The organism is Paracoccus acridae, assembly GCF_014642735.1.
Classification (GTDB): domain Bacteria; phylum Pseudomonadota; class Alphaproteobacteria; order Rhodobacterales; family Rhodobacteraceae; genus Paracoccus; species Paracoccus acridae.
The window spans coordinates 304005-329589 of record NZ_BMIV01000003.1; the positions used below are offsets into that span (position 1 = coordinate 304005).

A 25585-nucleotide genomic window follows, 5' to 3' on the forward strand; every position below is an offset into this window, starting at 1 on the left:
ATTGTCCCGGGGAACAATCGGCGGGGCGCCACGTTGCCCCCGGCACCCGAACACCGGAGGACAAGACATGCCTACGCCTGACGAACTGAAAGCCCGCCTGTGGAAGGCCCTTCGCTCTGACATGACCGTGATGCTGGGCCTGGTCGGCGGCGAACATGGCCATACCCGGCCCATGACCTCGCAGATCGAGGAAGGGGACAACGGGCCGCTGTGGTTCTTCACGTCGCGCGACAATGCCCTGGTGGAAAAGCTGGCGGGTGGCGCGCAGGACGCGGCGGCGCATTTCGTGTCCAAGGGCCACGATCTTTGGGCCTCGATCGAAGGGTCGCTGACCGAGGATACCGACCGGGCGGTGGTGGATCGGCTGTGGAACAGCCATGTCGCCGCCTGGTACGAGGAAGGCAAGGACGACCCCAAGCTGGTCCTGCTGCGCTTCGATCCGCAAAAAGCCGAGATTTGGCTGGATGCGTCAAGCATCGTCGCGGGCGCCATGGTGGCGCTTGGCATCAGCGATCCCAAGGAAAGCTACAAGGACAACGTGGCGACCGTGCGGTTGTGACATCCGCCTGAACGGCCCGCGCCAACCCGCAGAACCAAGACCGCGCTTCGGCGCGGTCTTTTGCCGTTCTGCCGCAGCCTAGCCCGCCAGGGTTTCGACCGTCAGCTTGCCGTTGGTATAGACGCAGATGTCCGCGGCGATCGCCATGGCCCGGCGGGCCACGTCTTCCGCATCCAGATCCGTTTCCATAAGCCCCCGCGCGGCGGCCAGGGCGAAGTTCCCGCCCGATCCGATGGCGGCCACGTCATGTTCGGGTTCCAGCACGTCGCCCGCGCCCGTCACGACATACAGGCCCTGCCCGTCGGTGACGATCAGCATGGCTTCCAGGTTGCGCAGGTATTTGTCCATGCGCCAGTCCTTGGCCAGATCGACGCAGGCGCGCTGCAACTGGCCCGGCGCGGATTCCAGCTTCTTTTCCAGCCGTTCCAGCAGGGTGAAGGCATCGGCGGTCGATCCGGCGAAGCCCACCACCACGTCGCGCCCGCCCGGCGACAGGCGACGCACCTTGCGGGCCGTGCCCTTCATCACCGTCTGTCCGACGCTGACCTGACCGTCGCCCGCGACCACCACCTTGCCGCCGCGCCGCACCGCCAGGATCGTGGTGCCGTGCCAGCCGGGAAACCTGTCATCCGCCATAAGAAGTTCCTTCCATTTCGGCTTGCAGATATGGGCAGGGCCACCGCCTTGCAACCCATGGCCCCATTGCCCTGCCTGCGACCGCTTCAAGCCATGAAAAAGGGCGGCGGCCCGCAGGCCGCCGCCCCTCGGCTGTCGGGACGCGATCAGATCGATTCGTCGATCCAGCTTTTCAGCGCAGCCTTGGGGGCGGCGCCCATGCGGTTCGACACGACCTCGCCGCCCTTGAACATGAACAGGGCCGGGATGCCGCGCACGCCAAGGGCTGCGGCCTGTTCCTGGTTCTCGTCGATGTTGACCTTCACGATCTTGACCTTGCCCGCATATTCCTCGGACAATTCCTCCAGCGCGGGGCCGATCTGCTTGCAGGGTCCGCACCATTCCGCCCAGAAATCCACGATCACGGGGGTATCGGACTGCCGGACTTCGGCGTCGAACTGGCTGTCGGTGACGGGCTGGGTGGCCATGGGAAACGCTCCTTCAGGGATGGCGCCGACGGGATGCGGCGAAAACTGTCACCCAACAGCTATGAAGCCATGGCCCCCCGGTCAAGGGCCGGGTCAAGCGCGGCCATCGTCCGGTCCAGCACCGGATCGGGGATCGCCATCAGGCTGCGCGCGGCGGTCCACAGGATCGCCAGCTCGACAGGGCGGTCCGGCCAGATCATCCGCAGCGCCGCGCGATAGGCCCCCATCTGCCGCAAAATGCCTTCGGGCGTGTCCTCGGGGCGATTGGGGACGACCGCGTTCGACTTGTAGTCCACGGCCAGGATCCGCGCATCGGTCACGATCAGCCGGTCGATGCTGCCGTGGACGGTGCCGATGCCCGGCAGGGGCGCGGTCAGTTCCACTTCGGACAAGACCTGCGCGGCAGGGTCGGGGGTCATGATCTCGGCCAGGTCGGGGGCGGTGATGACGCCCGCGGCCTCGGCCAGCAGGTCCGCCAGTTCGGCCGCGTCGGGCAGGCCCCCCTCGGCCCCGGCCAGCAGGGCGCGCGCAACACGCGGCCAGTCGGCGGCGGGATGGTGGGGCAGATGTTCCAGCAAAAGGTGCAGCCGCGTGCCGCGCAGCATGGCGGCATCGGGGTCGGCGCCGGGCGCGGGCGCGCCGATCACCTTGGCCCCGCCCAGGGCGGTGGCGGCGATCGCCAATTCGCGCGGCGGGGCCGGGGGGGCGCGGCGGCCCGCCCATTCCGGGGCCTGCGCGGTCGAGGCCAGCGTCACCTCGGACGCGACCGGCCCCTCGGGCCAGGTGCCGAAGGACAGCCGTTGCGCGCTGCCGATCCCGTCGATCTCGATCGTGCAGCGGTCCAGGGTGCAGCGTTCGACGCCGACCGAGATCATCGAGTGCCAGGATTCCAGCCCCGATCCGCAATCGCCCGCCGCCGCCACGATCAGCCAGCTTTCCGCCCGCGTCATCGCCACATAAAGCAGGCGGCGCCGTTCTTCTTCCTGCCGCTGCTCAAGATCGGCCACGGCCAGGGCCACGGGGTCGGGACGGTCCACGGACAGGCCGCGCCAGGCGGGAATGTCTCCCAGCCGGATCAGGGGCTGGCCCCGGCCCGGCCTGCGCTTGCGGGTTTCGGGCAGGATCACCACCGGGCTTTCCAGGCCCTTGGACCCATGCACGGTCATCACCCGGATCAGCCCGTTCGCGCCGCCCGGCATCTGCCGCTTGATCTGCACGTCGTCGCTGCCCAGCCAGACCAGGAAGCCCGTCAGCGACGGCGTTTCCACGCTGTCATAGGCAAGCGCCTGGGACAGAAGCTCGTCGATGCCGTCCTCGGCTTCCGGTCCCAGGCGGGCCAGCAGGGCGGCGCGCCCACCATGCCGCACCAGAAGCCGCGAGATCAGGTCATAGGGGCGCAGCACGTCGGCCTGGGTCAGCAGGTCGTTCAGAACTTCATAGGCCTCGCGGTGCCGCGAATTCCGCAGCCTTTGCCAAAGATGCTCTCGCCCCCGGCCCGCGGCGAGGCGGTAAAGATCATCCTCGGACAGCCCGAACAGGGGCGATTTCAGCACCGCCGCCAGGCACAGGTCGTCTTCGGGGGTCGAGGCGACCGACAGCGTCGCGGTGATGTCGCGCACCGCCAGTTCGGCGGCCAGCTTCAGCCGGTCGGCCCCCGCCACGGGCAGGCCCGCCGCCTTCAACTCGCGGATCAGGTCGTCGAACAGCCCCGCCCGCCGCTGGACGAGGATCTGGATGTCGCCCGGCCCGATGGCGCGGACCTGGCCTGTCCTGGCATCGGTGATGGGCGTGCCGATGATCGCCTTGACCTCGCGCGCCACGGCGCGGGCCAGTTGGGTATCGGCCGCGTTTTCCGCCGGGGCATCGACCGGCGTGGTCCAGTCGCCGTGGTCGGGCTTTTCGGGTTCGGGCAGGGGCGGCCAGACATCGACGCGGCCGGGCATCGCCGCGCGAAAGGCGATGTGGCGGGGCGGATCGCCCAGGCCCTGGGCCGCGTCGCCCTGGAACACCGTATCGACCAGCGACAGGATCGCGGGCGAGGACCGGAAGGAATGGGCCAGCCCGCGCTGCTGCATGGGCTGGCGCACGGCCTCGAAATCCTGGCGGAAGCTGTCGCGCACGGATTCGAAGACGGCGATGTCGGCCCCCTGGAAGGAATAGATCGACTGCTTGGGATCGCCCACCACGAACAGCGTGCGGGGCCGGTCATGCGCCCCTTGGCCGCTGGTGAATTCATCCGTCAGCCGCCGGATCACGCGCCATTGTTCGGGGCTGGTGTCCTGCGCCTCATCGACCAGGATGTGGTCGATGCCGCCGTCCAGCCGGTACAGGACCCATTGCGCCATGCTGGATTCGTCCAGCAGGTCGGCGGTGCGGCGGATCAGGTCGTCGAAATCCAGCCAGCCATGGGTGGCCTTCTCGATGGCAAGGCGGCGCGTGAAATCATGCGCGAAGCGGTGCAAGGCCAGCGTCTTTTCCGCCAAGGCCAGGCCCATGGACAGGGGCCGGGCATCGGCCACGCGGCTCATCAGCGCCTCGAGATCGGCCATGAAGGCCGCGCAGGGGCCTTCGCGAAGCGCCTTGGTGGGAATCGACCCGATCTTGGGACCGAAGGGCACGCGCGCGGTCGCGCCGAACAGCAGGCATTTGCACAACAGATGCAGATCGGGCAGGCCGGGGCTGCGCCAGTTGCAGCGCGCCAGCTGTTCGGCCAGCTTGGCATCCGTCGCCCCGCCGCCCCGCAGGATCGGCACCAGGGCCGTCACCAGATCGCCCTCGTCGCCCAGGAAGGTGCGCGACAGCAAGGTGGCCTGGTCCAGGTCGGGCGGCAGGCCCATCGACCGCCAGATCGGCGCGGCCTGGGGTTCGCGCGGGAAATCCGCTTCGGACAGGCCGGCCAGGAAGGCGTCCAGGTTGTCGCCCGTGACCAGGGCGGTCAGGTCGCGGATCGAGGGCGCGCCTTCGGCCGCCATTCCTTCGACGATATCGGCGCGCAGCGCGCGGGCGGACCGGTCGTCCAGTTCCATGAACCCCATGGGCACGCCTGCCTCCAGCGGAAAGCGGCGCAGAAGCGAGGCGCAGAAGCTGTGGATGGTCTGGACCTTCAGCCCGCCCGGCGTCTCGATGGCGCGGGCGAACAGGCGCCGCGCCTGGGCAAGATCCGGCCCCGGCCCGGAGGTCTCGTCCTCGCCCAGTTCGGCCAGTTCGCGCCGCAGGTCGGGTTCGGGCAGCATGGCCCATTGGCCCAGGCGGCGCAGAAGGCGGTTCTGCATCTCGGTCGCGGCGGCCTTGGTATAGGTCAGGCACAGGATGCGTTCGGGCGCGGTCCCCGCCAGCAGCAGGCGCGCCACCCGGTCGGTCAGCACGCGCGTCTTGCCCGATCCGGCATTGGCCGTCAGCCAGGTGGAGCGGGCGGGATCGGCCGCCGCGATCTGGTTGAGAGAGGCTTCATCCATGCCCATCGCCCACCTTCGTCAGATGCGGCGCGTCGGCCAGCGACCATTCGCCGTATCGCGCCAGATGATCGTAATCGCCCGCATAGCTGGTCTGTTCGGGCGCCCGCATGGAGGCAAATCCGATCCCCCCCGCCAGATAGGCCGCGACCAGGCGCAGGAAGCCGTCCCAGTTCTCGGCTTCAAGCTGGGGGGAATAGTCGCGGGGATGGGTCTCTCCCTCGCCGCCAAGCTGGATATAGCTGATGCCCGCCACATCCACCGGGCCAAGCGAATCGAAGCCGCCCCGCCGGGCCATCGCGGCCTCCAGGATCAGCTGCTTGTCGAAGGCCGCGATCTGCTTGTCCGTGGGCGGCTTGCCGGACTTGTAGTCATAGATCACCACCCGCCCGTCATGCAGAAGGTCGATCCGGTCGGGACGGGCGGTCAGGGTGAAATCCATCCCCGACAGCGTCACCCGGCCGCGCTTTTCCACCACGACCGGGCGCCCCTGGGACAGCCGGTCCAACTCGTCCGCGACGATCCGGTCGGCGATGCGTTCCATGCGCGCGGCCCAGAAGGCGCGGGCGGCGGGCCAGGGCACGTCGCGCGCCAGCACGGTTTCCGTCAGCCGCAGGAACTGAGCCTTCAAGACGGCATGCGGGGTATCGGGCGCGGGCTTCGCCTCAAGCAGGGCCTGGACGATGGAATGGAGCGTCTGGCCGCGCAGGGACGCGTCGGGTTCGGGGCGCAAGGGCGGCAGCGGGCGCAGGCCAAGGACGCGCTTGGCATAGACGGCATAAGGATCGCGGATCAGCAGCGACACGTCCGTGACCGGCAGTTCCCGGAACGGCAGCGCAGGCGGCACGGGCGAGGGGCGGGGCGCCGGCCTGACCGCGCCCGCGGGATGGGACACGGCGCGGGCACGCGCCAGCCACAGGTCGCCCCGCGCGCGCATTGCCGCCAGGGCTTGCGGGCCGCGCCGTTCGGGCAGGCCGCCCATCAGGTTCGTCAGCCGGTTCAGCCAGCGCGAGGGGATGGTCTCCGCCTCGGCATCGCGGCGGGCGCGGGTCAGGATCACCTGGGGCAGGCCCATCACCTGCTGGAAATCGTGGGCCGCCAGACCGATCAGGGTTTCCGGCAAGGGCAGGCCCGCCGCCGACCGCATCTGCCGCGACAGCCAGGGATCGGGCTTCAGCGCCTGCGGCCAGCCGCCCTCGTTCAGGCCGGACAGGATCACCAGGCCGTCGCCCACGATCCGCGCTTCGCGCGGGCCGCGGATATGCAGGTAATGGGCGTCGCCTTCGACGCGGACGGATTGTTGGCCCATCTCGTCCAGCAGCAGGGCGCAGAATTCGATGGCGCTCAGGCTTGGGCCGTGGCCCGCATGTTCGGCCAGGTGGTCGATGGTCGCCCGCAGAAGCGGCCCCCCCCGGTCGGTCCACAGCCGGGACGCCGCCGCATTCCCGTCCGGGCCCGCAGCCAGCGCATCGGCCAGCGACAGCAGGTCGCGCAGGCGGTCAGGCAGGGGGCGGGGCGCGCGGTCGCGGGCCAGGGGCGTGATGCGGTCCAGCAGATCGGCCAGCCATTCGGCCCAGACCTTGCGCAGCCCGTCGCCCCGGCTGGCCCAGTCGCGCAGGCATTTGCCGTCGGGAAAGGCCGGTCCGTTGTGGCGCAGTTCCAGTTCCAGTTGCCGCGCCAGCAGCCGCGCCTCGTTCACGCCGACCCTGGGAGATGCGGTGATCGTCATTGGATGCTTCAGCAGCACCAGCAGCCGGTCGATGGTCAGCGGTTGGCCGAACAGCGCCGCGACCTGACGCAGGAACAGGCCGGGCGCGGTCAGCGTCAGGGGCTGGCCCGCGCTTTCGTCGGGCCGCAGGTGCCAGCGGTCCAGGGCGGCGTTCACGCGCCGGATCAGGTTGCCGTCCGCCGCGATCAGGGTGGCCGCCTCGTGGCGTTCGGCCGCGTCGCGCAGGATCAGGGCGATCACCTCGGCCTCGGCCCCCGGCTGGTCGGCCTCGATCAGGGTCAGGCCTTCGGTGGGCGCCATCAGGTCGGGCAGGCGAGGGCCTTCGGCGATCCACTGGTCGGTCACCGGCGCGGGCCGCAGCGCCAGCGAGATCAGGCGGTTGCGCTGCGGCACCGGCGGGGTTGTGCCGGTCCATCGCGCCGGGCGGCCCAGGCTGCGGATCAGGGGCGCGAAGCGGGACTGGGGGTGATCCTCGGTCCCCTGGTCCAGGCTGTCCCAGACCGATTGCGGCTGTTCGAAATCGAAGCCGGGCAGCACCACCGCGCCTTCGGGCAGCCTTGCCACGGCCTCCATGAACAGGCGGGTGGCGCCGTGCGATCCGGTCGATCCGGCGACGATCACCGGGCCCGGGGGCAGGTTGATCCCCTGCGCCCAGTCCTGGGCGATAAGTTCCGCCGCAAGCCTTTGGCGCGCCGCCCGGTCCACCGGCGCACCCTCCAGGTGGAACTGCGCGGCGATGCGCAGGAAGGCCAGGGCGTTCTGCCAGTGGCGCGCGTGATCGCCGGTGTCGATCCCTTCCAGCGCGTCAGGCCCCAGCCCCTCGTATTGCATTTCCTGCATCAAGCCGGCCAGCGACCGTGCCAGGCTGGCGATGGAATGGCCGGCCGCAAGATCGCGCCGCGCATCCAGAAGCCGGGCCACCAGCCGGGCCAGTTGCAACCGCCGGACCAGGGGCGCGGCCTCGGCCTGGCCCAGCATCGTGGGCGTTTCCAGGTTCGTGACCGGCAAAAGGCGCGGCAGCAGCAGGGGTCCGCGCTTGTCAAAGGCGCATTTCATCTCGGCCAGGGTGCGCGAGGCATTGGCATAGATGGTGACGCGGGCCATGGCCTCGGGCGGCTGGCCCGCCATGCGGTCCAGAAAGCCTTCCACGAATTCGCGGGCAAAGTCGGTGCCGGGCGGCAGGGCGTAAAGGCCGCGGAGGACGGGTTCAGCCATGCAGCATCCTTTCCGCCAGGGGGATGGCTTCGGGATAGCCCACGTCGCACCAGCCGCCTGCATGGACGATGCCGAAGGCGCGCCCTTCGGCAATCAGCAGATCCCACAAGCGGTTGAGGGAAAACACCCGGTCGGGGATCTCGGCCAGCCGATCGGGCCGGATGATCTGCGCCCCGCCATAGACGTAATCGCCCCGGCGGGCGATGCGGCCTTCCGCGTCCCGTGAGAAGTCCCCCGTCCCCTGCCGCGCCGCCGCGCGGTCCAGCGGCACCAGCATCAGCAGCGCGTCCATGTCGTCGCGCCATGCGGCATCCAGCGCAGCCAGCGGGTTCGGCCCGGTCCAGACCACGTCCGGGTTCAGCGTCATCACCGGCCCTGTTCCCAGCAGCGGCAGGGCCTGGCGCAGCCCGCCGCCTGTATCCAGGATCGTTTCCGGTTCGTCGCTGATCGCCACGTCCTGCCCGGCCAGGTGGTCGGCGATCTGGGGGCCCAGGTAATGCGTGTTCACCACAACCGGCCCCGCGCCCGCAGCCCGGCCCAGGTCAAGCGCGCGGTCCAGCAGGGTCCGGCCCGCGACCGGGATCAGCGGTTTCGGCAGGCTGTCCGTCAAGGGCCGCATCCGCGTGCCATGCCCCGCGGCAAAGATCATCAGCGGGCGCATCGGTCGCGGATCCTTTCGATGACGGCGGCATCGGGCGCAGGCAGGGCGGCGACCGCATCGGCCAGGGGCGCAAGCGCCGGATGGGCCAGGTTGCGCCGGACATATCCCCAGACGCGCGGCATGAAATCCAGGTATCGCGGCTTGCCGTCGCGGATGCACAGCCGGGTGAAGATGCCCAGGATCCGCAGGTTCCGCTGCGCCCCCAGCAGGGCATAGGCGGCGCGGAAGCGGGCCTCGTCCATGGCGGTGGCGGCCAGATAGCGCGCGATGCAGGCGGCTTCGATCGCCGGGTCCACGTCGCGGCGCGCGTCCTGCAGCGCGGACACGAGGTCATAGGCCGGATGGCAGGTTACCGCGTCCTGATAGTCGATCAGGCCCAAGGGGGCATCGCCCCGCCAGATCAGGTTTTCCGCATGGAAATCGCGCAGCGACAGGACCGGCGGCACATCGGCGGCAAGATCGGCGTGAAGGCGGGCGATCAGGGGGGCGATCTCCTCTCCGCCATTGGCACCCGCCGCCTGCGGATACCATTCGGCGAACAGGCCCACCTGCTGGGCCAGGGTCGGGCCGTCCAGCGGGGCCACGAAACCGGGCACCGGATGGCGGTGCAGGTCCACCAGCAGGTCGGTGATCCGGTCATAGATCGCGGGCGCCATGGCGGGATCGTGTTCCAGCACACGGGCCACAAGGTCGTCGCCCAGATCCTCGACCAGCAGCAGTCCCGCCGCCTGGTCCTGCGCCAGGATCGCGGGCGCGCCAAGGCCGTGGCCGCGCAGCCACTCCGTCATCGCCACGAAGGGCGCGCAGGCGCCCGAGGGATCGTCCATCAGCACCGCGCGGCCCTGCGGCCCGACCAACCGAAAATAGCGCCGGGCCGAGGCATCGCCCGCCAGCGGCAGCACCCGCGCATCCGCCCAACCCGCCCCCGCCACGAAAGCCGCGCGCTGAGCGATGCGGGGGCCGTCGGGGGCGATCAGGGCGATGTCGCGCAGGTCTGGATCGGCCTGAGGGGCAATCGCCAGCGTGATCGCGCCACCCGGCAGGCGGTCCAGCCGGTCGGGCCATTCGATCAGGCAGATGGCGTTCGCCAAGGCCTCGTCCAGGCCAAGCTCGTCCAGTTCCGAGGGATCGGTCAGGCGATACAGGTCGGCGTGCCAGATTTCCGACCCCAGCGGGTCGTCATAGGTCTGGACCAGGGTGAAGGTGGGGCTGGGCACGTCCTCGGCCGCATCGCCCTGGCGGGCGCGGATGAAGGCGCGGGCGAAATGGGTCTTGCCGGCGCCCACCGGCCCGTCCAGCAGGATCGTCTGGCCGGGCCGCGCCGTGGCGGCCAGCATCCGCGCCAAGGCGGCGGTCAGGTCTTGGTCTGCGGTCAGGCGCATGGTCATGGCTTCGTTCTAGCGGCTTCGGCGGGCGGGGGGAACCATCCGTGAACGGATGCGGTGGCATGTGGCGCCAAAGCCGCTAGACTGGGATGCAGGAGGATTGCCATGTTCCGCACAGCCCTTGCCCTGATCCTTGCCCTTGCCGGTCCCGCATCGGCCACGCAGGAATACATCCTGCCCACCCTGTTCGACGTGTCGGGGGTCGCGCCCGACGACGTGCTGAACATCCGGGCCGAGCCGAATGCCAGGGCCGCCATCATCGGCACCCTGGCCCCCGATGCCACCCGGATCGAGGTGGTCGAGGAACGCCGCGGCTGGGCGCGGGTCAATACGGGCGAAGGGACCGGCTGGGTCTCGGCGCGATACCTGTCCTATCGGGTCGATGTCTGGCAGCCGGGGCAACTGCCGCCCGCCTTCCGCTGCCTGGGGACCGAGCCCTTCTGGGACGCCAGGGTGGACGGCGGCGACCTGGTTCTGCGCAGTCCCGAAAACCAGGGTGGCGACCGTCGCGCGGTCCAGGCTGTGCTGGACACCGGCGTCTTCCGCGATCCGTCGCGCGTGGTCGTGGCGCAGGACATGACGCTGTTCTCGCATCCGCAGATCTGTTCGGACGGCATGTCGGACCGGCTGTTCGGGCTTTCGGCCATGCTGGTGCTGCATGGGGAACAGCCGTCGATGCTGTCGGGCTGCTGCACGATCCAGCCCTAGGGCCAGGGTTCGCGCCGCCACTGTCGGTCAGTTCAACCCCAGCACATCCTGCATGTCGTATTCGCCCGGCCCCTTGTCCTGGCCCCAGATCGCCGCGCGGATGGCGCCGCGCGCGAAGATCGCCCGGTCGGTGGCCAGGTGCCGCAGCACGATCCGTTCGCCCGCACCCGCGAAGATCACGTCATGTTCGCCCACCACGTCGCCGCCCCGGATCGCGGCAAAGCCGATGCTGCCGGGCTCGCGCGCGCCGGTGATGCCTTCGCGCGCGGGCGTGCGCAGTTCGGCAAGCGTCCTGCCGCGCCCTTCGGCGGCGGCCTCGCCCAGCATCAGCGCGGTGCCCGAGGGCGCATCGACCTTCATGCGGTGATGGGCCTCGACCACCTCGATGTCCCAATCCTCGCCCAAGGCGGCGGCGACCTTGCGGGTCAGGCCCGTCAGCAGGTTCACGCCCAGGCTCATGTTGCCGGCGCGGATGATGGGCGCGTGGCGGGCGGCGGCCTTGAGATAATCCAGATGCGCCTGTTCCAGGCCCGTGGTGCCGATCACATGGACCGCGCGGGCCTGAGCGGTCAGTTCGGCGAATGCCACGGTCGCGGCGGGGGCGGTGAAGTCGATCACCGCCTGCGCCTGCGCAATCACCGACACCGCGTCGTCGCTGACCGTCACGCCCAGACCCGCGCCGCCCATGGCTTCCCCCACGTCGCGGCCGATCCAGGGGTGTCCCGCCCGTTCCAACGCGCCCACCAGCCGCACCTCGGGGTTCTCGGCGATCAGCCGGACCAGCATCTGTCCCATCCGCCCCGAGGCGCCGGTGACCACGATCCCCGGCAGGACGGGAGTGTCGGTGTTCTGCAAGTCGCTCATGGGTGCCTCCGATGTTTTCCCGCCTCTTATCCCGTTGCGGCGCGCCTCGCGACCCCCTACATCGGGACGCATGGCACAGAACCGCTTTTCCCATGGCTCCGGTCCCTCGCAGCGCCAGCTTCGCGTGGGCGAACTGATCCGCCGCACCCTGTCCGACGTGCTGCTGCGCGCCGACGTGCATGACCCGGACCTGAACCGCCATTCCATCACCGTGGGCGAGGTGCGCACCTCGCCCGACCTGAAGGTGGCGACCGCCTATGTGCTGCCCCTGGGCGGCAACAACGCCGAGGAGGCCTTGGCCGCCCTGCGCCGCAATTCGGCCGAGCTGCGCCATCTGGTCGCCAAGGCCATGACGCTGAAATACGCGCCGCAACTGCGTTTCCAGCTGGACGAGACCTTCGACCGCCTGGACGACACCCGCCGCATGTTCGCCGACGAACGCGTCCGCCGCGACGTGGAAGGCGCGGATGACGATGAGGATTGACCTGCGCCCCCTGGGCGTGGCCCTGGGGATGCTGGTGGCGATGACCATCCCGGCTGCGGCGGATGGATGCAGCCGCATGAGCCATGACGGCCAGGGCTATGTCGTCTGCGAGGTTTCGGCCGACCGCGAAGCCGCGCTGCGGTTGTGGCAGGACGATGCGAACGGCCAGCCGCTGCGCAACTTCGCCAATGTCCGCGCCACGCTGGGAGCGGGCGAAAGCCTGGCCTTTGCCATGAACGCGGGCATGTATCACGCCGATTACCGGCCCGTCGGCCTTCTGGTCATCGACGGGGTGGAACTGCAGCCCATCGTGACCGGGGCCAGCCGCGACAATTTCGGGATGCTGCCGAACGGCGTCTTCTGCACCGGCGGGGCGCGTCCCTTCCAGGTGATCGAAAGCCGCGCCTTTGCGCAGGCGCGGCCCGATTGCCGCCTTGCCACGCAATCGGGGCCGATGCTGGTGATCGACGGCGACCTGCATCCGCGCTTCCTGGTCGATTCCGACAGCCGCTATGTCAGGAACGGCGTCGGCGTCTCGCCCGACGGGCAGACGGCCTGGTTCGCGATTTCCGACCGGGCGGTCACCTTCCACGAATTCGGGCGCCTGTTCCGCGACGGGCTGGGGGTGCGCGACGCGCTGTATTTCGACGGCTCGATCAGCCGGCTTTACGCGCCGGGCATGAACCGGGCGGATTTCGGGCGTTCGCTGGGGCCGATCATCGGACTGGTCGAAAGCGCCGGTTGACCTTGCGCGGGCGGCTGGCTATGCCGCCGCCTTCGATTTCAAGGGGGTTGCCGATGGCACGCAAGAAGGGCCGCGACGTCAATGGATGGCTGATCGTGGACAAGCCCGCGGGCGTCACCTCGACCGCCGTCGTCGCCAAGGTGCGCTGGGCGCTGGACGCCAGGAAGGCGGGCCATGCGGGCACGCTGGACCCCGACGCGACGGGCGTGCTGGCCGTGGCCCTGGGCGAGGCCACGAAGACCGTCGCCACCGTCACCGACGCGCTGAAATGCTATGACTTCACGGTCAACTGGGGGGCCGAGACGACGACCGACGATGCCTCGGGCGAGGTGGTGCGGACCTCGGACATTCGCCCGGACGCGGCCGCCATCCAGGCCGCGCTGCCCGCATTCACCGGCGACATCATGCAGGTTCCCCCGGCCTTTTCCGCCGTCAAGGTCGATGGCGAACGCGCCTATGACCTGGCGCGAGAGGGCGAGGAACTGGACTTGGCCGCCCGTCCCCTGTGGGTGGAAAGCCTGACGCTTCTGGACTGCGATGCCGGCACCGCCCGGCTGGAGATGGTCTGCGGCAAGGGCGGCTATGTCCGTTCCATCGCCCGCGACCTGGGCCGCGCGCTGGGCTGCCTGGGCCATGTGGCGCATCTGCGCCGTACCTGGTCCGGGCCGTTCGAGGCCGGCGAAGGCGTGGCCTTCGACAGGATCGACCGCGCGGCGCAGAACTGGCTGGATACGCAGCTTCTGCCGCTGGAGGTCGCGCTGGCCGACCTGCCCATGCTGCGCGCCACGCCCGAAGGCGCGGTCCGCATCCGCAATGGCAATCCCGGCCAGGTGACGGGCACGGCGGAATGGGGCGATCTGGTCTGGGTCGCGGATGCCACGGGACCGGTCTGCATCGGCCGTTACCAGGGCGGGCTGGTGCAGCCGGAACGGGTCTTCAACCTTCAGCCCAGATAGGCCCGCAGCCCCGGCGGCGGATTGTCCAGCAGCGGCCCGGTCGGCACCGGCGGATGGGCCACGCCGCCATCGACCAGGATTGTCCGGGGCGCGAAGCTGCGGGCGTCGTCGGGATCATGCGTGACCATCAGCACCGTGGCATCGGTCTGCTCGGCGATGCGGGCCAGCAGGGCCAGCATGTCCCCCTTCAAGGCGGGTCCAAGCGCGGCGAAGGGTTCGTCCAGCAGCAGCACGGGCCGCGCCCGCAGCAGGACGCGCGCCAGGGCCACGCGGCTTTGCTGGCCGCCCGACAGGTTGGCGGGGCGGCGGGTTTCCATCCCGTCCAGGCCGACCTCGGCCAGCACCTGGGTCACGCGGGCGCGCTGCGGGTCCGACAGGCGCAGGTCCGGGCGCAGGCCAAGCCCCACGTTCTGCGCGACGGTCAGGTGCGGGAACAGATTCTGGTCCTGGAACAGCATCGACACCGGCCGCTGGCCCGGCGGCAGGGCGGTGATGTCCTGCCCGCCCAGGCGGATGCGCCCCCGGTCCGGGGCCAGAAACCCCCCGACCAGCGACAGCAGCGTGGACTTGCCCGACCCCGAGGGCCCGATCACCGCCACCCGCGCGCCCTTGGGAACAGTCAGGTCGGCGGACAGGGTGAAGCTGCCGCGCGTGACATGGATGCCGTCGAATTCAAGCAAGGCGACCCCCACGGTCGAAAATCCAGAACAGGCCAAAGCTGATCGCCATCAGCAGCACCGCGCAGGCCGAGGCATCGTCCATGCGATAAGAGTTCATCAGCTGGAACAGTTGCAAGGGCAGGGTCGGCCGGTCGCTTGCAAACAATGTGATCACGCCCAAGTCCCCCATCGCCAGGGCCGCCGCCAGCCCGCCCGCAAAGCCCAGCGGCCGGGCCAGCCGGGGCAGGATCAGATAGCGCAGCCGGGCAAGCCCGTGCAGGTCCAGCGAATCGGCCAGCCGCCCGTAATCCCGATGCAGCGTCCGCGCGGCGGGGATCAGCGCCCGCAATCCGAAGGGCAGGGCCATCACCGCATTGATCGCCACCGTCACCGGCAGCGCCAGCGTCTGCGGCAGGAACCAGCCGCGCAGCAGGATGAACAGCCCCGTTCCCAGCACCAAGGGAGAGGCGATCAGCGGCAGCATCCCCGCCGTTTCCACCCAGCGCATCCGCCCGCGCGCCAGCGACAGGGCCAGGGTCAGCGACAAGGCCAGCGCCAGCAGGGCCGAGATCAGCGCCATGACCACCGACCGCCCTGCCGCCTGCCAGACCTCGGGCGGCAGGTCGGGGATCTGCGGCAGGCCGCGTGCGATCACGGCGGCCATGGGCCAGATCAGGACGCCCGCCGCCCCTGTGATCACAAGCGCGTCGCTGATCCGGTGCCATCCGCCGGGCGCGGCGGGCATGTGGTCCGCATCCAGACCGGCCCCAAAGGCGGCGGGGATGGCGATCCAGCGCGCCAGCGCCATCGCGGCCAGGCAAAGCCCGATCTGGATCAGCCCCAGGCTTGCCGCCCGGCCCAGGTCGAAGTCGAAGCGGAAGGCCTGATAGATCGCCAGTTCCACCGTGGTCGCGCGCGGGCCGCCGCCCAGCGCCAGGGCCACGGTGAAGCTGGTCAGGCAGACCAGGAATACCGCCAGCCAGACGCCGGGCAGCACCGCCCGCAGCATCGGTCGTTCCAGATGCCGCGCCACGTCGCGGGGGCCGAAGCCCAGCGATGCGGCCAGCCGGAAGCGTTCGGCGGGGATCGCCTGCCAGCCTTGCAGGATCAGCCGCACCGACAAGGGCAGGTTGAAGAACACATGCGCCAGGATCACGCCCTGCCAGCCATAGATGCTGACCTCGGGCAGGCCCGCCAGGCGCAGGGCGTCATTGACCGCGCCGTTGCGGCCAAAGACCGCGATCAGCCCCATGATCGCCACGATCACCGGCAGGATGAAGGGTGCCCCCAGCAGGGTGACCAGGGCCGCACGCCCCGGAAAGCGCCGCCGGGCCAGGGCACGGGCGACGGGCACCGCCAGCAGGGCCGACAGCGTGGCGGACAGCGCGGCCTGCCACAGCGTGAACCGGACGGCGCGCCAGTCCCAAGGGCCAAGCCCGGACAGGCCTTGGGCAACCCAGGCGACGGCCGCCAGCGTCCCCAGGATCAGCAGGGCCAGGCCGCCGGCGGCGATGGCCCCCCCGGCCTCGGCCCGCGTCAGCCGGAAAAGGCCCGCAGCCATTCGTCCAACGCGGGCTGACGCAGCGCCTCGGCCTCGGTCTCAGAATAGAACAGGGTCTTTTCGGGCCGGGGCAGGTCGCGCATGACCTGGGGCCAGTCGTCCTGCGGCAGCTTGGCAGGCAGCGACCAGTTGGCCAGCGGGATGGTGGCCTGGAACTCGGGCGTCAGGATCCAGTCCATGAAGGCTTGCGCCAGTTCCGGCTGGTCGGTGGTGCGAAGCTGGGCTGCGACCTCGGCCATCAGGTAATGGCCTTCTGGAAAGATCGCGGCCTTCTTGGTGGCGTCGCCCTCGGCCTCGATATGATAGGCGGGCGAGGTGGTGTAGGACAGGACCATGTCGGCCTCGCCCTCGGTGAACATCCCATAGGATTCCGACCAGCCCTTGGTCACGGTCAGCACCTTGGGCGCCAGCTTGGCCCAGGCGTCGGGCGCCTGGTCGCCATAGACCGACTTCACCCACAAGAGCAGCGCCAGGCCGCTGACGGACGAGCGCGGATCCTGGATCACGATCTTCAGGTCGTCGGGCGCCTCCAGCAGTTCGGCGAAGCTGGCGGGCGGGTTCTGCAGCCGGGTTTCGTCATAGACGAAGGCCGTCTCGCCCCAATTATAGGGCAGGAAGATGTCGTCGGTCCATTCGACCGGCAGCGACAAGCCGGACGTATCCTGCCCATGCGGCGCGAAAAGGCCGGATGCGCGGGCGCGGGCGGTCACGTCGGTGTTGAGGCCGAAGACGATGTCGGCCTCGGTCCGTTCGCCCTCCATCAGCACGCGGGACAACTCGTCCCCGGTGACGAAGCGCAGGTCGCAGTTGCAGAAGGCCTCGAACCCTTCCTCGATCTTGGGGCCCGGGCCCCATTCGCTGGTGATGGATTCGCCCGCATAGACGGTCAGGACGGGCTTGTCCTGCGCCATGGCGGGGGTGGCGGCCAGAAGGGCAAGCATCACGGGCAGTTTCATCGCTGTCTCCTTTCCACAAGTGGTTCGAAAGAAAGGACAGCGTCACCTTCCCTCCGCCGGTGTTAGCCGGATCAGGTTCAACGGGTCCGCTTTCGCGTCTCAGCCACATGGCCCCCCGAGGTGCCTTTGAATGTAGGGATTTCGCAGCAGCCCGCAAGCGGCTAGAAACGCCGCCATGACGAAGGACATGACCGATCAGCCCACGCCGATGATGGCGCAATACCTGGCGATCCGCGAGGCCAATCCCGGCGCCCTGCTGTTCTATCGCATGGGCGATTTCTACGAGATGTTCTTCGACGACGCCGTGGCCGCCGCAAGCGCCCTGGACATCGCGCTGACGAAGCGCGGCACCCATGGGGGCGAACCCATCCCGATGTGCGGCGTGCCCGTCCATGCCGCCGAGGGCTATCTGCTGACGCTGATCCGCAAGGGCTTCCGCGTCGCCATCGCCGAGCAGATGGAGGATCCGGCCGAGGCCAGGAAACGGGGGTCGAAATCCGTGGTCGCCCGCGACGTGGTGCGGCTGGTGACGCCCGGCACCCTGACCGAGGAGTCGCTGCTGGAAGCGCGGCGCCACAACTATCTGGCGGCATGGGCGCAGGTGCGGGATGATTGCGCGCTGGCCTGGGTGGATATCTCCACCGGCGCCTTCCAGGTGATGGAATGCCCGCTGCCGCGCCTTGCGCCCGAATTGGCGCGCCTTGCGCCCCGCGAATTGCTGGCCTGCGACGGATCGGGCCTGGGCGATCTGGCGGCGGATGCCGGGGCGGCGCTGACCGACCTGCACGCCAGTGCCTTTGACAGCGCGGCGGGGCAGCGGCGGCTTTGCGCGCTTTATGGCGTAGAGACGCTGGACGGCTTCGGGTCGTTCAGCCGCGCGGAACTGTCGGCCATGGGGGCCATCGTCGATTATCTGGACCTGACGCAGAAAGGGAAGCTGCCCCTGCTGCGCCCGCCGGTGCGCGAACGCGCGGGCGGGGCGATGGGGATCGACGCCGCCACCCGGCGCAACCTGGAATTGACCCAGGCCCTGTCGGGCGGGCGCGAGGGATCGCTGCTGTCGGCCATCGACCGGACGGTGACGGCGGCGGGCGCGCGGCTGCTGGAACGACGCATCGGCGCCCCATCGCGCGATCTGGCGCTGATCCACGCGCGCCATGACGCGGTGGCGATGCTGGTCGATGATCCCCGCCTGACGGGCGATCTGCGAACGGCGCTGTCGCGGGTGCCCGACATGGACCGGGCGCTGTCGCGGCTGGCGCTGGACCGAGGCGGGCCGCGCGATCTGGCCGCGATCCGGGCGGGACTGGCGCAGGGCGCGGCCATCGCGGCGCGGCTGCCCGTCGATGCCGCGCCGGTGCTGGCGGATGCCGCGCGCGACCTGACCGGCCATGACGCGCTGATCGGCCTGCTGGACGATGCGCTGGTGGCCGAACCCCCGCTGCTGGCCCGCGACGGCGGTTTCGTGGCGGCGGGCTTTGACGCGGATCTGGACCAGACCCGCCGGTTGCGCGACGAGGGTCGGGGCGTGATCGCCGGGATGCAGGCCGATTATGCGGCGCTTGCGGGCGTGCAAAGCCTGAAGATCAAGCACAACAACGTGCTGGGCTATTTCATCGAGACGACCGCCACCCATGCCGAACGCATGATGGCCCCGCCCCTGAACGCGACCTTCATCCACCGCCAGACCACGGCCAACCAGATCCGCTTCACCACGGTCGAACTGTCGGAACTGGAAACGCGCATCCTGAACGCCCGCGACCGCGCGCTGGAGATCGAGCGGGGCATCTTCGACCGCCTGCGCGCCGCCGTGCTGGACCGGGCTGCAGCCATCGCCCAGGCCGCCCGCGCCCTGGCCGAGATCGACCTGGCCGCCGCTTTCGCCGACATCGCCACGGGCGAGGGCTGGACGCGTCCGGTGGTCGATGACAGCCGCGCCTTTGTCATCGAGGGCGGCCGCCACCCGGTCGTGGAACGCGCGCTGAAGCGCAAGGCGGAAAGCTTTGTCGCCAATGACTGCGCGCTGACCGAGGGCCAGACCCCGGCGATCTGGCTGCTGACCGGCCCGAACATGGCGGGAAAGTCCACCTTCCTGCGCCAGAACGCGCTGATCGCCGTGCTGGCCCAGGCCGGGGCCTTCGTGCCCGCCCGCCGCGCCCATATCGGCCTGGTCAGCCAGTTGTTTTCCCGCGTGGGCGCCGCCGACGACCTGGCGCGGGGCCGGTCCACTTTCATGGTCGAGATGGTGGAAACCGCCGCGATCCTGAACCAGGCCGACGACCGCGCCCTGGTGATCCTGGACGAGATCGGGCGCGGCACCGCGACCTGGGATGGGCTGTCCATCGCCTGGGCGGTGATGGAGCATCTGCACGAGATGAACCGCTGCCGCGCGCTGTTCGCCACCCATTACCACGAAATGACGGCGCTTTCCGCCAAGCTGAACGGCGTGGAAAACGCCACCGTCGCGGTGCGCGAATGGGAAGGCGAGGTGATCTTCCTGCATGAGGTCAGGAAGGGCGCCGCCGACCGCAGCTATGGCGTGCAGGTGGCGCGGCTGGCGGGGCTGCCCGCATCCGTGGTCGAACGCGCCCGCGCCGTGCTGGACGCGCTGGAATCGGGCGAACGCGAGGGCGCGGCCCGCCCCGCCGCGCTGATCGACGACCTGCCCCTGTTCCGCGCCGTGCCGCCCGCGCCTGTTGCGCCAAGGCCCAAGGAAAGCCCGCTTGAGGCGCGGATGAAGGACATCCATCCCGACGCCCTGTCCCCGCGCGAGGCGCTGGACCTGATCTATGAACTGAAAGCCCTGAGCAAGGAAACCGCATGAGCTTCAACACCTTCGGCCGCGTGTTCCGGTTCACCACCTGGGGCGAAAGCCACGGACCCGCGCTTGGCGCCACCGTCGATGGCGTCCCGCCCAGCGTGGCCCTGGACGAGGGGTTTATCCAGCAATTCCTGGACCGCCGCCGTCCCGGCACCTCGAAGCACACCACCCAGCGGCGCGAACCCGACCAGGTCCGCATCCTGTCAGGCGTCTTCGAGGGCCGCACCACCGGCACGCCGATCCAGCTGATGATCGAGAACACCGACCAGCGGTCCAAGGATTACGGAGAGATCGCGCAGGCCTTCCGCCCCGGCCATGCCGACATCACCTATCACCTGAAATACGGCCATCGCGACTATCGCGGCGGCGGCAGGTCAAGCGCGCGCGAAACGGCGGCACGGGTTGCCGCCGGGGGCGTGGCGCAGGCGGTGCTGTGCGAGTTGCTGCCCGACCTGCGGATCACCGGATACATGGTGCAGATGGGCGCGCTGCATCTGGACCGCGCGAAATTCGACGTAACGGCGATCGACGACAACCCCTTCTTCCTGCCCGATGCGACGGCCGTGGACCAGTGGTCCGACTACCTCGACGGGATCCGCAAGGACCAGAACAGCGTCGGCGCCGCCATCGAGGTTCTGGTCGAAGGCTGCCCGCCGGGCCTCGGCGCGCCGATCTATGCGAAACTGGACACCGATCTTGCCGCCGCGATGATGTCGATCAACGCGGTGAAGGGCGTCGAGATCGGCGAGGGGATGGCGGCCGCCGCCCTGACCGGAACCGACAATGCCGACGAGATCCGCATGGGCCGGGACGGGCCGGTCTATCTGTCCAACCACGCGGGCGGCATCCTGGGCGGCATCAGCACCGGCCAGCCGATCGTGGTCCGCTTCTCGGTCAAGCCGACCAGTTCGATCACCACGCCGCGCCGCGCCATCGACCGTCACGGCAACGAAATCGACCTGATCACCAAGGGCCGCCACGACCCCTGCGTAGGGATTCGCGCGGTTCCCGTGGCCGAGGCGATGGCGGCCTGCGTGATCCTGGACCATCTGCTGATGGACCGGGCGCAGACCGGCGGACGGCGCGGCCGGATCGGCGAATTGCCGCAAAACTGACGCGAAAGGTTCAAAAAACCCCTGTCTGTCATAAAAGGGTCATGCTTCTTTCGCACAAGCGTCACCACGGGCGCTTAGGTCACGCACAGCCCCGCACTGGGCGTGAAGAAAACAGGAGAGATCCATGTCCACCGTGAAATTCACCGTCTCGGCCCTGGCCGTGATCGCCGCTTCGGCCACAACTGCGGCCGCCCGCGACCAGATCCAGGTGTCGGGTTCGTCCACCGTGCTGCCCTATTCCACCATCGTGGCCGAACTGTTCGGCGAGAACATGGACTTCCCCGTTCCGGTCGTGGAATCCGGCGGCACCGGCGGCGGGCTGCAGAAGTTCTGCGAGGGCGTGGGCGCGAACACCATCGACATCGCCAATGCCAGCCGCCCGATCCGCGACGGCGAACGCGAGACCTGCACCGCCAATGGCGTCACCGACATCATCGAGGTCCGCATCGGCTATGACGGGATCGTCTTCGCCAATTCCGCCAATGGCCCGGACTTCGCCTATACCCCCGCCGACTGGTTCAACGCCCTGTCCGCCAAGGTGGTCCGCGACGGCCAGGTCGTGGACAACACGGCCGCCAACTGGAACGAGGTGAACCCGGACCTGCCCGAGCAGGAAATCCTGGCCTTCGTGCCCGGCACCAAGCACGGCACCCGCGAGGTCTTCGAGGAGAAGGTCATCCTGGCCGGCTGCGAGGAATCGGGCGCCATGGAGGCCTTCGTCGCCTCGGGCATGGACGAGGACGCGGCCGAGCAGGCCTGCATGACGCTGCGCACCGATGGCCGCGCGGTCGATATCGACGGCGACTACACCGAAACGCTGGCCCGCATCGAATCCTCGCCCAACGGGATCGGCGTCTTCGGCCTGTCCTTTTATGAAAACAACACCGACAAGCTGAAGGTGGGCACCATCAGTGGCGTCACGCCCTCCACCGAGACCATCGCCTCGGGCGAATACCCGGTATCGCGCCCGCTGTTCTTCTATGTGAAGAAGGCCCATCTGGGCGAAATCCAGGGCCTGCAGGAATTCGTGGAATTCTTCGTGGCCGATGAGATCGCAGGTCCCGACGGTCCCTTGGCCGAATACGGGCTGGTGTCCGATCCCGAACTGGCCGCGACCCAGGAAGCCGTCGCCGCCGGCACCACGATGCAGTAATGCCGGGGGACGGTGCGCGTCTTGCGCCCCGTCCCGACCCTTTCGTTCTTCCCTGAAGGATTGCCCTTTATGCCGCTGTCATGGGCGTTGTTTGCAAATTTCCTGTTGGCCGCGGCCGGTTACATCGTCGGCCGCAGCCGCGCCTTCGCCACGGCCGGCCCCGATGTCCGCAAGCTGCACAGCCGCCCCGCCTATCACGGGGCCAGCGTCGGGCTGGCGGCCTTGCTGCCCGCGCTGGCGGTGTTGGCTGCGGGGGCGATCCTGCGCCTGGCCGGCGTCCTGTCAAGCGACACCGGCCCGATCATCGGCATCGTCGCCCTGATCGCGGCCATCGCGGGGCTGGGCTTCGGCGTGATGCGCATCGGCCGGGAATACCAGGCCCGCAACGTGGTCGAACACATGGTGCTGGGCCTGCTGATGCTGTGTTCGCTGATCGCCATCGTGACGACCGCCGGGATCGTGCTGTCCCTGGTCTTCGAGACGGGGCATTTCTTCCGGGTCTATGACTGGAAGACCTTCTTCTTCGGCACCGAATGGACGCCGCGCTTCCAGGGCAATTCGCAACTGGGGATCGTGCCGCTGCTGTGGGGCACGATGTATGTGTCGGCCATCGCGCTTCTGGTGGCGGTGCCCATCGGGCTGTTCGCCGCCGTCTATATGTCGGAATACGCGTCGCGCCGGGTGCGCGGCTTCGTCAAGCCCGCGATCGAGGTTCTGGCCGGCATCCCCACCATCGTCTATGGCCTGTTCGCCCTGATCACCGTGGGACCGCTTTTGCGCGATTACTTTGCGCAGCCGCTGGGCCTGGGCAATTCGGGCACCTCGGTCCTGACCGCCGGGCTGGTCATGGGGATCATGCTGATCCCCTTTGTCAGTTCGCTGTCGGACGACATCATCAACGCCGTGCCGCAAAGCTTGCGCGACGGCGCCCTGGGCCTGGGATCGACGCCTTCGGAAACCGTGCGCCAGGTGGTCCTGCCCGCGGCCCTGCCGGGGATCGTGGGCGCGGTCCTGCTGGCCGCCAGCCGCGCCATCGGCGAGACGATGATCGTGGTGCTGGGCGCGGGCGCTGCGGCCCAGATGAGCCTCAACCCGCTGGAGGCGATGACCACCATCACCGTCAAGATCGTCAGCCAGCTGACCGGCGACAGCGACTTCAATTCGCCCGAAACGCTGGTGGCCTTTGCCCTGGGGCTGACGCTGTTCGTCATCACCCTGGCCCTGAACGTGGTCGCGCTCTACATCGTGCGCAAATATCGCGAGCAATACGAATGACCGATATGCCGCTGTCCTCGTCGGCCGCCCTGCCGGACCGCAAGCCAGCCTCGCTTCTGGAACAGGATGCGCGCACCAAGGCCCGCAACGCCGCCGAGAAGCGTTTTCGCCTGTATGGCGTCGCCGCCATCGCGATTTCCATGATCGCGCTTGTGGTGCTGCTGGCGACGATCCTGACGGGCGGGGCGGGCGCCTTTCGCCAGACCTATCTGAACATCCCCGTGACGCTTGACGCCGCCGTGCTGGACCCCAAGGGCAACCGCGACCCGGCCGAGATGGCCAAGGTGCTGACCCTGTCCTATGGCCGGGTCCTGGACGCCGCAGTCGAGGCGACGGTCGCCCGCCACGGCATCCAGATCGAGGGCTTGACGGAAAAGGACATCGACGGCCTGATCTCGAAGGAGGCCTCGGCCCAGGTGCGCGACCGCGTGCTGGCCAACCCGGATCTGGTCGGCCAGACGGTCGAATTCGACGTGCTGACCGGCGGGCGCATCGACGGATACTTCAAGGGCCGCGTGACGATGGAAAGCGCGGAACGCGACAGCAACACCTCGCCCCAGCAGCTTCTTCTTGCGCAGGAACTGGCGGATCGCGGGGAGATGGTCACCCGCTTCAACTGGAACTTCCTGACCAACGCCGACGCATCCGATCAGCGCCCCGAGGCGGCGGGCGTGGGCGTGGCGATCCTGGGGTCGTTCTACATGATGCTGGTGGTGCTGGCGCTTGCGGTGCCCATCGGCATCGCTGCCAGCATCTATCTTGAGGAATTCGCCCCCAAGAACCGCATCACCGACATCATCGAGGTCAATATCTCGAACCTGGCCGCCGTGCCGTCGATCGTCTTCGGCATCCTGGGGCTGGCAGCCTTCATCAACTTCGCGGGTCTGCCGCAATCGGCGCCCATCGTGGGCGGGCTGGTGCTGACCCTGATGACGCTGCCGCGCATCATCATTCCCACCCGCGCCGCGCTGAAGGCCGTGCCGCCGTCGATCCGCGACGCGGCCCTGGGCGTGGGCGCGTCCAAGATGCAGTCGGTCTTTCACCATGTCCTGCCACTGGCGACCCCCGGCATCCTGACCGGGGTGATCCTGGGTCTGGCCCAGGCCCTGGGGGAAACGGCGCCGCTTCTGCTGATCGGCATGGTGGCCTTTATCCGCGACCACCCCGACGGGCTGCCCGGCGGCCTGTTCGACCCGGCCTCTGCCCTGCCGGTACAGGTCTATAACTGGACGCAGCGGTCGGACCCGGCCTTCATCGAACGGGCCTCGGGCGCGATCATCGTGCTGCTGATCTTCCTGCTCTGCATGAACGTGCTGGCCATCTGGCTGCGCCGCAAGTTCGAACGCCGTTGGTAATCGGTCCGTTGGAGGCCAATATGTACGATATGAACCGCCCGGAGAAAGCCGTGTCCCAGACAGAGACCAAGATTTCCGCCCGCAAGGTGCAGGTCTATTACGGCGACAAGCACGCCCTGAAGGATGTGGACGTGGACATCCTGGACAAGACCGTGACCGCCTTCATCGGCCCGTCGGGCTGCGGCAAGTCCACCTTCCTGCGCTGCATCAACCGCATGAACGACACCATCCCCATCGCCCGGGTCGAAGGTCAGATCCTGCTGGACAACGAGGACGTCTATGACCGCCGCGTCGATCCGGTGCAGCTTCGCGCCAAGGTGGGCATGGTCTTCCAGAAGCCGAACCCCTTCCCGAAGTCGATCTATGACAACGTGGCTTACGGTCCCCGCATCCACGGGCTTGCCCGCAACCGCGCCGAACTGGACGGCATCGTCGAAAAGGCCCTGCGCGGCGCGGCGCTGTGGAACGAGGTCAAGGACCGGCTGTCCGAACCCGGCACGGGCCTGTCGGGCGGCCAGCAGCAGCGGCTGTGCATCGCCCGCGCGGTGGCCACCAGTCCCGAGGTCCTGCTGATGGACGAACCCTGTTCGGCGCTTGACCCCATCGCCACCGCCCAGGTCGAGGAACTGATCGAAGAACTGCGCAGCCAGTTCTCGGTGGTGATCGTCACCCATTCGATGCAGCAGGCCGCGCGCGTCAGCCAGAAGACCGCCTTCTTCCACCTGGGCAACCTGGTCGAATACGGCGACACCGACGACATCTTCACCAGGCCGAGGGACAGCCGGACCGAGGCCTATATCTCGGGCCGGATCGGCTGACAGGACAAGGG

The 25585-nt window shown here is 69.0% G+C and carries 21 protein-coding genes and 1 riboswitch; of the genes, 11 read left to right on the forward strand and 10 right to left on the reverse strand.

Annotation, left to right across the window (positions count from 1 at the left end; genetic code table 11):
- The first annotated feature begins 67 nt into the window (after positions 1–67).
- Positions 68–559 (forward strand): pyridoxamine 5'-phosphate oxidase family protein, encoded by a 492-nt coding sequence (locus tag IEX25_RS06810; RefSeq protein ID WP_103172012.1) that lies wholly within the window; start codon positions 68–70, stop codon positions 557–559.
- 78 nt (positions 560–637) lie between these two features.
- Here IEX25_RS06810 and hslV read toward each other — a convergent pair whose 3' ends face one another.
- The 6 genes from hslV to tsaE all read right to left on the reverse strand — a co-directional run bounded on the left by hslV (position 638) and on the right by tsaE (position 10107).
- Positions 638–1195, reverse strand: coding sequence for an ATP-dependent protease subunit HslV (hslV, locus tag IEX25_RS06815; RefSeq protein ID WP_188714568.1), 558 nt, complete (start codon positions 1193–1195; stop codon positions 638–640).
- A gap of 146 nt (positions 1196–1341) precedes the next feature.
- Entirely contained in the window at positions 1342–1662 is a 321-nt protein-coding gene (gene trxA, locus IEX25_RS06820) for a thioredoxin (RefSeq protein WP_103172010.1), read from the reverse strand.
- A gap of 59 nt (positions 1663–1721) precedes the next feature.
- Positions 1722–5123 (reverse strand): double-strand break repair helicase AddA, encoded by a 3402-nt coding sequence (gene addA / locus IEX25_RS06825; RefSeq protein ID WP_188714569.1) that lies wholly within the window; start codon positions 5121–5123, stop codon positions 1722–1724.
- Positions 5110–8058: a double-strand break repair protein AddB gene (addB, locus tag IEX25_RS06830; protein ID WP_188714570.1), complete on the reverse strand. Its 2949-nt coding sequence runs from the start codon at positions 8056–8058 to the stop codon at positions 5110–5112. The genes addA and addB overlap by 14 nt, the downstream gene beginning before the upstream one ends.
- Entirely contained in the window at positions 8051–8719 is a 669-nt protein-coding gene (locus IEX25_RS06835; RefSeq protein WP_229665079.1) for a nucleotidyltransferase family protein, read from the reverse strand. Before IEX25_RS06835 ends, addB begins: the two co-directional genes overlap by 8 nt.
- On the reverse strand, positions 8707–10107 hold the full coding sequence (tsaE, locus tag IEX25_RS06840; protein WP_188714571.1) for a tRNA (adenosine(37)-N6)-threonylcarbamoyltransferase complex ATPase subunit type 1 TsaE: 1401 nt from the start codon (positions 10105–10107) through the stop codon (positions 8707–8709). The genes IEX25_RS06835 and tsaE overlap by 13 nt, the downstream gene beginning before the upstream one ends.
- Positions 10108–10209: 102 nt before the next feature.
- On the opposite strand from tsaE, the gene IEX25_RS06845 reads away from it, so the two are divergent.
- Entirely contained in the window at positions 10210–10812 is a 603-nt protein-coding gene (locus tag IEX25_RS06845) for a COG3650 family protein (protein WP_188714572.1), read from the forward strand.
- A 27-nt stretch (positions 10813–10839) separates the two neighbouring features.
- Here IEX25_RS06845 and dapB read toward each other — a convergent pair whose 3' ends face one another.
- Positions 10840–11676, reverse strand: coding sequence for a 4-hydroxy-tetrahydrodipicolinate reductase (gene dapB, locus IEX25_RS06850; RefSeq protein ID WP_188714573.1), 837 nt, complete (start codon positions 11674–11676; stop codon positions 10840–10842).
- 70 nt (positions 11677–11746) lie between these two features.
- On the opposite strand from dapB, the gene rbfA reads away from it, so the two are divergent.
- Genes rbfA through truB form a run of 3 tightly spaced genes read left to right on the forward strand, consistent with a single transcriptional unit; the run spans position 11747 to position 13861 of the window.
- Complete coding sequence (gene rbfA, locus IEX25_RS06855) at positions 11747–12160, forward strand: 30S ribosome-binding factor RbfA (protein WP_188714574.1); 414 nt, start codon at positions 11747–11749, stop codon at positions 12158–12160.
- On the forward strand, positions 12150–12905 hold the full coding sequence (locus IEX25_RS06860) for a phosphodiester glycosidase family protein (protein ID WP_188714648.1): 756 nt from the start codon (positions 12150–12152) through the stop codon (positions 12903–12905). The genes rbfA and IEX25_RS06860 overlap by 11 nt, the downstream gene beginning before the upstream one ends.
- A 53-nt stretch (positions 12906–12958) precedes the next feature.
- Positions 12959–13861: a tRNA pseudouridine(55) synthase TruB gene (gene truB, locus IEX25_RS06865; protein ID WP_188714575.1), complete on the forward strand. Its 903-nt coding sequence runs from the start codon at positions 12959–12961 to the stop codon at positions 13859–13861.
- Here the strand turns inward: truB and thiQ are convergent.
- The 3 genes from thiQ to IEX25_RS06880 are packed head-to-tail and all read right to left on the reverse strand — an operon-like array spanning position 13849 to position 17037.
- A complete protein-coding gene (gene thiQ, locus IEX25_RS06870; protein WP_188714576.1) occupies positions 13849–14541 on the reverse strand; it encodes a thiamine ABC transporter ATP-binding protein in 693 nt (230 codons plus the stop codon). The two genes, truB and thiQ, sit on opposite strands and share 13 nt — an antisense overlap.
- Complete coding sequence (locus tag IEX25_RS06875; protein ID WP_188714577.1) at positions 14534–16081, reverse strand: thiamine/thiamine pyrophosphate ABC transporter permease ThiP; 1548 nt, start codon at positions 16079–16081, stop codon at positions 14534–14536. The genes thiQ and IEX25_RS06875 overlap by 8 nt, the downstream gene beginning before the upstream one ends.
- The gene (locus tag IEX25_RS06880; protein ID WP_188714578.1) at positions 16057–17037 is read right to left on the reverse strand and encodes a thiamine ABC transporter substrate-binding protein; all 981 of its coding nucleotides are present in this window, start codon (positions 17035–17037) and stop codon (positions 16057–16059) included. The genes IEX25_RS06875 and IEX25_RS06880 overlap by 25 nt, the downstream gene beginning before the upstream one ends.
- A 31-nt stretch (positions 17038–17068) precedes the next feature.
- A riboswitch (TPP riboswitch) is annotated at positions 17069–17165 on the reverse strand.
- 59 nt (positions 17166–17224) lie between these two features.
- Here IEX25_RS06880 and mutS point away from each other — a divergent pair.
- The 6 genes from mutS (at position 17225) to pstB (ending at position 25574) form a co-directional block, all read left to right on the forward strand.
- On the forward strand, positions 17225–19861 hold the full coding sequence (gene mutS / locus IEX25_RS06885) for a DNA mismatch repair protein MutS (protein ID WP_188714579.1): 2637 nt from the start codon (positions 17225–17227) through the stop codon (positions 19859–19861).
- On the forward strand, positions 19858–20973 hold the full coding sequence (gene aroC / locus IEX25_RS06890; protein WP_188714580.1) for a chorismate synthase: 1116 nt from the start codon (positions 19858–19860) through the stop codon (positions 20971–20973). Before mutS ends, aroC begins: the two co-directional genes overlap by 4 nt.
- A 124-nt stretch (positions 20974–21097) precedes the next feature.
- Complete coding sequence (locus IEX25_RS06895; RefSeq protein ID WP_188714581.1) at positions 21098–22126, forward strand: substrate-binding domain-containing protein; 1029 nt, start codon at positions 21098–21100, stop codon at positions 22124–22126.
- A 69-nt stretch (positions 22127–22195) separates the two neighbouring features.
- Positions 22196–23401, forward strand: a complete 1206-nt coding sequence (pstC, locus tag IEX25_RS06900; protein ID WP_188714582.1) for a phosphate ABC transporter permease subunit PstC — start codon at positions 22196–22198, stop codon at positions 23399–23401.
- Entirely contained in the window at positions 23398–24756 is a 1359-nt protein-coding gene (pstA, locus tag IEX25_RS06905; protein ID WP_103171996.1) for a phosphate ABC transporter permease PstA, read from the forward strand. Before pstC ends, pstA begins: the two co-directional genes overlap by 4 nt.
- A 20-nt stretch (positions 24757–24776) precedes the next feature.
- Positions 24777–25574, forward strand: coding sequence for a phosphate ABC transporter ATP-binding protein PstB (gene pstB, locus IEX25_RS06910; protein WP_188714583.1), 798 nt, complete (start codon positions 24777–24779; stop codon positions 25572–25574).
- The last annotated feature ends 11 nt before the right edge of the window (positions 25575–25585 follow it).